The organism is Ottowia sp., from assembly GCF_035444425.1.
GTDB lineage: Bacteria > Pseudomonadota > Gammaproteobacteria > Burkholderiales > Burkholderiaceae_C > Ottowia.
Window position 1 is genome coordinate 1 of record NZ_DAOMOQ010000075.1, and the last position, 5,596, is coordinate 5,596.

Below are 5,596 nucleotides of genomic sequence, written 5' to 3' on the forward strand. Positions count from 1 at the left end.
TTCGCTCGTTCTTCAAGCATCCAAGTGTCGCCTATATTACTGACTTATGAGTAAATGACCGCCAGCGGCGGCTTGCTGCGCGGCGGCGGAAACAGCCGGTTCAGTTCGTCGAGCGTCGCCTGGTCCAGTGTGAGGCTGGCCGCCGCCAGGTTCTCGCGCAGATGGGCGCTTTGCCGCGCCTTCGGGATGGCGGCGACGCCGGTTTGCGCCAGCAGCCAGGCCAGGCCGAGCTGGGCCGGCGTGATGCCCAGGCGCTGCGCCAGCGCGATCAGTTCCGGCTCGCTTGCCAGATCGCCCTGGTCGAGTGGGCTGTAGGCCATCAGCGGCATGCCGTGGGCGCGCTGCCACGGCAGCAGGCTGTGCGCGGGGCCGCGCTCGCCGAGCGAGTAATAGACCTGGTTGGCGGCGCAATCGAAGCGCTCGCCGCAGGCGATGCGCAGTTGCCGCAGGTCGGCGACGTCGAAATTGCTCACGCCCCAGTGCCCGATGCGGCCCTCGGCCACCAGCGCGCGCATGGCCTGCACGGTGTCGGCCAGCGGGTGGCTGCCGCGCCAGTGCAGCAGGTACAGATCGATCCGGTCCAGCCCCAGGCGCTGCAGGCTGCGCGCGCAGGCCGCCGCCGTGCCCTCGAGGCTGGCGTTGTGCGGGTACACCTTGCTGACGATGAACAGCTCCTCGCGCCGCACCTCGCCGGCGCGCAGGGCTTCGGCAATGGCCTGGCCGACCACTTGCTCGGCGCCGCCGTCGCCGTACATCTCGGCGGTGTCGATCAGGCGATAGCCCAGGCGGATGGCTTCGCGCACCGCCGCGACATCGGCGGGGCGCTCGGCGTCGCTGTCACCCAGGTACCAGGTGCCCAGGCCGAAAGCCGGCATGGTGCCGCCGGTGGGCAGTGAAAGCGTGTGCATGCGGGAATCCTCGTTGCTGGCCGTCCGCCGTGCACGGCTCGGACGGCGCAGGCGGGAGCCGGCAGTCTAAGCCCGACCAGCGAGGCCACCGTGGCGCGTGAACGGCGTGCGAACGGCGTGCGAGTGGCGCCGGACCGATGAACTGACGCGATCAGAGATCGCGCGCCAGCCACCCCATGCGCTCGACGGCGAACCGGAAATACTCGGGCACGCAGTCCAGGTGGCCGAACTTCGGCGTCGTGCAGTCGGTCAGCGACACGCCCGTGGCGCCGGTCGCGCGCAGCGTGCTCAGCGCCGATTCGGCTGCCGAGTACGGCACCGTCAGGTCGCCACGGCCGTGGAACAGGTGGAGCGGCACCGTTGGTGTCCAGCCGGTGTGCACGTCGTGCTCGGCTTGGATCGCGGCGCGCTCGTCGGCCAGGTAGCGGTCGAGGAACAGCGTCTGGTAGCTGACGTCGCCGTCCTCGGGCACCATCTGGCGCAGCAGCGCACGCCGGATCTCGTCGCGCACGGTGCCCCCCACGTACTTGAGGCTGCCGGGCCGCAGCGCCCACGACAGCCAGGGCGCCACATCGTCGACGCGCTCGAGCTGTTCGTCCAGGGTTTCCAGCACGTCATACGGGCCGGCACCGGGGACCGCAGCCTGCAGGCGCGTCTTCAACGCGCCGTTCTCGAGCTCGATGGCCCGGTGCGCCGCCATGGTGGCGTAGCCGCCTTCGGAGTAACCGGCCAGGAACAGCTGCCCGTTGTCGGCCACGCGGTTCTGCCAGCGCCAGGTCTGCGCCGCGTTCAGCATGTCGATCACCACGCGCGCGGTCGGCGCGGCGATCAGGTAGGGGTGCTGCACGCCCTTGGAGGCGCCGAAGCCGACATAGTCGGGCGACACCACGATGTAGCCCAGCGAGGCCAGCACGATCGGCGGCTCGACCGCCTCGACCTTGTTGCTGGGCGCCTGGTTGTCGTAGAAGGTGGTCGCGTGCTGGTAGCTCAGCACCGGGCTCGGCAACCCGGCCGCCTTGGCCGGCACGCTGATCAGGCCCGACACCGCCAGTTCGGCGCCGTTCTTGTCGGTGCTGGTGTAGACGATCCGGTACGAGGACACGTCGTAGCGTGGCGCCAGCCCATGGTCGACCTTGCTCTCCGGGTCGGCGAAGGCCTGCGTGATCTCGCTGGCGGTGATGGTCTTGACGAAGGCGCCCGCCAGCAGCGCGCCCGGCCCCGATTCCACCACCGGCGGCGGGATCGGCGGTTCTGCCGGCGGCGGAGCGGGTGGCTCGACCGGCGGTGGTGCCGGCGGCTGCACGGGGGTCGTGTCGGGTGCGCTCGGCGCGGGATCGGTCGTCGGCGCCGCATCGTCGCCTCCGCCGCAGGCGGCGAGCGCGGCAGCGAGCAGCAGGGCGGCGAACGAGGCCGCGCGGCGTGGCATCAGAATGGTGGGCATGGGCTCAGAACGTCCGGGTGGCCGTTTGGGTTGATGTGGTGGTTGCGGCCAGCATCGCACGATACGGCGTCGCGCCGGCCAACTGTTACCAAGCGTACGCCGGACAAGCGCGAAATGCTGCACAAAGCATAGCTACAATCCGTTGTGATTGCGTCACAGACGCTGCCTTCACGAGTCGCTGCCGACTTTCCCGCCACGGCGCTGGGTGCCGGCCTCGTCGGGCCGTTCGTCGTGCTGGCCCGGCAATTCGCCCTTCTTGCGGCCGGAGAACATGGTCCACCACACGATCAGCAGCAGGATGATGAGTGCGGCCAGCGCTTCCAACAGAATCACGGTCATGAGACGAGTATTGCAGTTTCTTGGCGCGGCGGCCATGGCCGGCGTGCTGGCCAGTTGCGCGGTCAAGCCACCGCCCAAGGCACCCGCGCCGACACCCGCCACCGAACCTGAACTGCCGCCGCCCGGGCCGGTCGTCGACACGGCGCCGATCGGCCCCGCCATCGAACGCGCGCGCAGCCGCTGGGTGCCGGTGCGCTGGGCCGACCTGCCGGGTTTCGAGCAGGACAACACCACTGACGCCTGGAACGCCTGGATCAAGAGCTGCGAGCGTCCCGGCCTGACCTTTGGCCGCCTGTGCAGTGAGGTGCGGCGCCTGTCGCTGTCCACGGTCGAGGAGCAGCGCAACTGGATGAAGGCGCGCCTGCAGCCCTACCGCGTCGAGCCGCTCGGCGGTCTGGGCGCGCCAGGCGCCGAGGGGCTGCTGACCAGCTATTTCGAGCCACAGTACGAGGCCTCGCGCAGCGCGCGGCCCGGCTTCGGCGCGCCGCTGTACCGGCCGCCGGCCACGCTGGCGCAACGCAAACCCTGGTTCACGCGCCAGGAGATGGAAACCCTGCCCGAGGCGCGCGCGCAGCTGGCCGGCAGCGAGATCGCCTGGCTGGCCGACCCGGTGGAGGCGCTGATCCTGCAGATCCAGGGCTCGGGCCGGGTGCGCGTGTTCGAGCCCGACGGCAGCCAGCGCCTGGTGCGGCTGGCCTACGCCGCCACCAACGAGCAGCCCTACCGCAGCCCCGGCAAGTGGCTGATCGACCAGGGCCTGCTGCGTGGCGACGTCACCTGGCCCGGCATCCGCAACGCGCTGGCAGCCAACCCGCAGGCGCTGCAGGGCTTCCTGTGGAGCAACCCGCGCATGGTGTTCTTCCGCGAGGAGCCGATGTCGCCGCTGGACGCGCTGTTCGGTCCCAAGGGCGCGCAGGGCGTGGCGCTGACGCCCGGGCGCTCGATCGCGGTCGATCCGCAGAGCATTCCGTACGGCACGCCAGTGTGGCTGTCCTCGCAGGGGCCGGTGGCCAACCTGAACCGGCTGGTGCTGGCGCAGGACACCGGCAGCGCCATCGTCGGCGCGGTGCGGGCCGACTACTTCGCCGGCTGGGGCGACGAGGCCGGCGAGTTCGCCGGCCGCATGAAGCAGCCGCTGCGCCTGTGGGTGCTGTGGCCGAAATGAATCCCTGCGCCTGGCGGCGCCTGCCGGGTTTCGCCGCAGCCCTGGGCCTGCTGCTGGCCGGGTGCGCGGCGCTGCAGGATGCGCCGCGGCTGGCTTACCAGTGCCCCAATGCGCTTGGCTTCGAGGCCCGCCTGTACCAGGACATGGCGCTGCTCGAGGGCCTGCGCGGCCACGCGGTGCTCGAGCGGATGCCCGGCAGTGCCGCGGACGGCGCGCTGCGCTACGCCGACACCACCGTGCAGGCCCAGTTCGGACTCGGCGTCGAGCAGCGCCTGGTACGGCTGGACTACACCCGGATTCCCGAGCCGGTGTATTGCGAGCGCGCGCCGGCTGCGCCGGGCGCGGCGACCATGCCGGTGCGCGCGCATGGCCGCCTGGGCCCGCGCCCGCTGCCGCCCTTCGATCCGGATGCGCCGGTGCAGACCAACATCCGCATCGGCGACGGCAACAACGGGCCGGGCTAAGAACGAGAAAGGCCCGCACAGAACGGGCCTTTTCCTGTCGCTCACGCCGGCATCGGCGCGAGCGGGTTGCGCGGCGTCAGATGCCGATGGTGCCGCCGTCGGTGCGCGTCACCACCACGGTGGCCGAGCGCGGGCGCTTGTGGCCATGGTGCAGCGCATCGCTGGCGGGGGCCTGGCTGCCGGGCCAGTGGCTGGTGAAGGTGTTGGTCGTGAAGTCGCCCTTGTCCTCGCCCGGGTGCTGCACGTTGAAGAACAGCGTCTTGCCGTCGGGCGTGACCACCACGCCGGTGATCTCGCAGTCGAACGGGCCGACCAGGAAGCGGCGCACATTGGCGTCGCTGGCCTTGGCACCCATGATGGTGTCCTGACCTTCGCGGGTCTTGATCTTGCCGCCGTCGCCCACGGCGCCTGGCAGGGCCGCCAGCATCATGCAGTTGGTCACGTCGGTGTAGGCGCCGTCGTCGGTCTGGATCCACAGCAGGCCGTCGGTCTTGCCGCTGCGCTGGTCGAAGTACAGGCCGTCGGGGCTGGAGAAGTCGTTCACCGCGGTCAGGCCCGACAGGTTCTCGCTCTGCGAGCCGTCCTCGCGGGCGCCGAACAGGTACACGTCCCATTCGAACTTGGTGCCGGTCTGGCCGCCGTTTTCCTTCCAGCGGATGATGTGGCCGTTCTTGTTGCCCTTGCGCGGGTTGGCGGCGTTCAGCGGTATCTTCTCGCCGTCGCGCTGCGAGTTGTTGGTCATGGTCATGTAAACCTCGTTGTTCAACGGGTTCACGCCACCCCACTCGGGGCGGTCCATCTTGGTGGCGCCCATGAAGTCGGCGGCCAGGCGGCAGTGCATCAATACGTCGCCCTGGTCGGCGAAGGGGTAGAGGGCGTTGTTGGCATCGATGCCGTTCTTGCCGTGTGTCAGCTCCAGCCACACGCCGGTGCCGTCGTCGCTGAACCTGGCGGCGTACAGCTTGCCGTGATCCAGGTACTTGGCGCCCACGGCGGTGCCGCCGTCGATGTCCTTCGGATCCCACTTGGCGTCGGACACGAACTTGAACACGTACTCGTTGCGCGCGTCGTCGCCGGAATAGATGACGATCGGCTCACCCGCCTTGGCAGGGGCCGGCCAGGCGCCTTCATGGTTGAAGCGGCCCAGCGCGCTGCGCTTGACGGGCTTGCTGTCGGGGCGGAACGGATCGATCTCGACCACCCAGCCGAAGGTGTTGAAGCTGTTGCGATGGTCTTCGGCAGCGCTGGCGCCGCTGACCTTGCTGTTCCAGCGCTGGTA

6 protein-coding genes are annotated in these 5,596 nt (G+C 70.0%); 2 read left to right on the top strand and 4 right to left on the bottom strand.

What is annotated here, in order from left to right:
- Positions 1–44: 44 nt before the first annotated feature.
- The 3 genes from PK606_RS15765 to PK606_RS15775 all read right to left on the bottom strand — a co-directional run bounded on the left by PK606_RS15765 (position 45) and on the right by PK606_RS15775 (position 2,688).
- Entirely contained in the window at positions 45–908 is an 864-nt protein-coding gene (locus PK606_RS15765; RefSeq protein WP_324565300.1) for an aldo/keto reductase, read from the bottom strand.
- 151 nt (positions 909–1,059) lie between these two features.
- Complete coding sequence (locus PK606_RS15770; RefSeq protein ID WP_324565301.1) at positions 1,060–2,349, bottom strand: alpha/beta hydrolase family protein; 1,290 nt, start codon at positions 2,347–2,349, stop codon at positions 1,060–1,062.
- A 168-nt stretch (positions 2,350–2,517) separates the two neighbouring features.
- On the bottom strand, positions 2,518–2,688 hold the full coding sequence (locus PK606_RS15775; RefSeq protein WP_324565303.1) for a hypothetical protein: 171 nt from the start codon (positions 2,686–2,688) through the stop codon (positions 2,518–2,520).
- Between PK606_RS15775 and mltA the strand changes: the two genes are divergently transcribed.
- Together mltA and PK606_RS15785 are read left to right on the top strand one after the other, a co-directional pair.
- On the top strand, positions 2,621–3,853 hold the full coding sequence (mltA, locus tag PK606_RS15780; protein WP_324565304.1) for a murein transglycosylase A: 1,233 nt from the start codon (positions 2,621–2,623) through the stop codon (positions 3,851–3,853). The two genes, PK606_RS15775 and mltA, sit on opposite strands and share 68 nt — an antisense overlap.
- Entirely contained in the window at positions 3,850–4,317 is a 468-nt protein-coding gene (locus tag PK606_RS15785; RefSeq protein WP_324565305.1) for a hypothetical protein, read from the top strand. The genes mltA and PK606_RS15785 overlap by 4 nt, the downstream gene beginning before the upstream one ends.
- A gap of 76 nt (positions 4,318–4,393) precedes the next feature.
- Here the strand turns inward: PK606_RS15785 and PK606_RS15790 are convergent.
- On the bottom strand, positions 4,394–5,596 hold a 1,203-nt coding region (locus tag PK606_RS15790), incomplete at its 5' end, for a PhoX family protein (protein WP_324565306.1).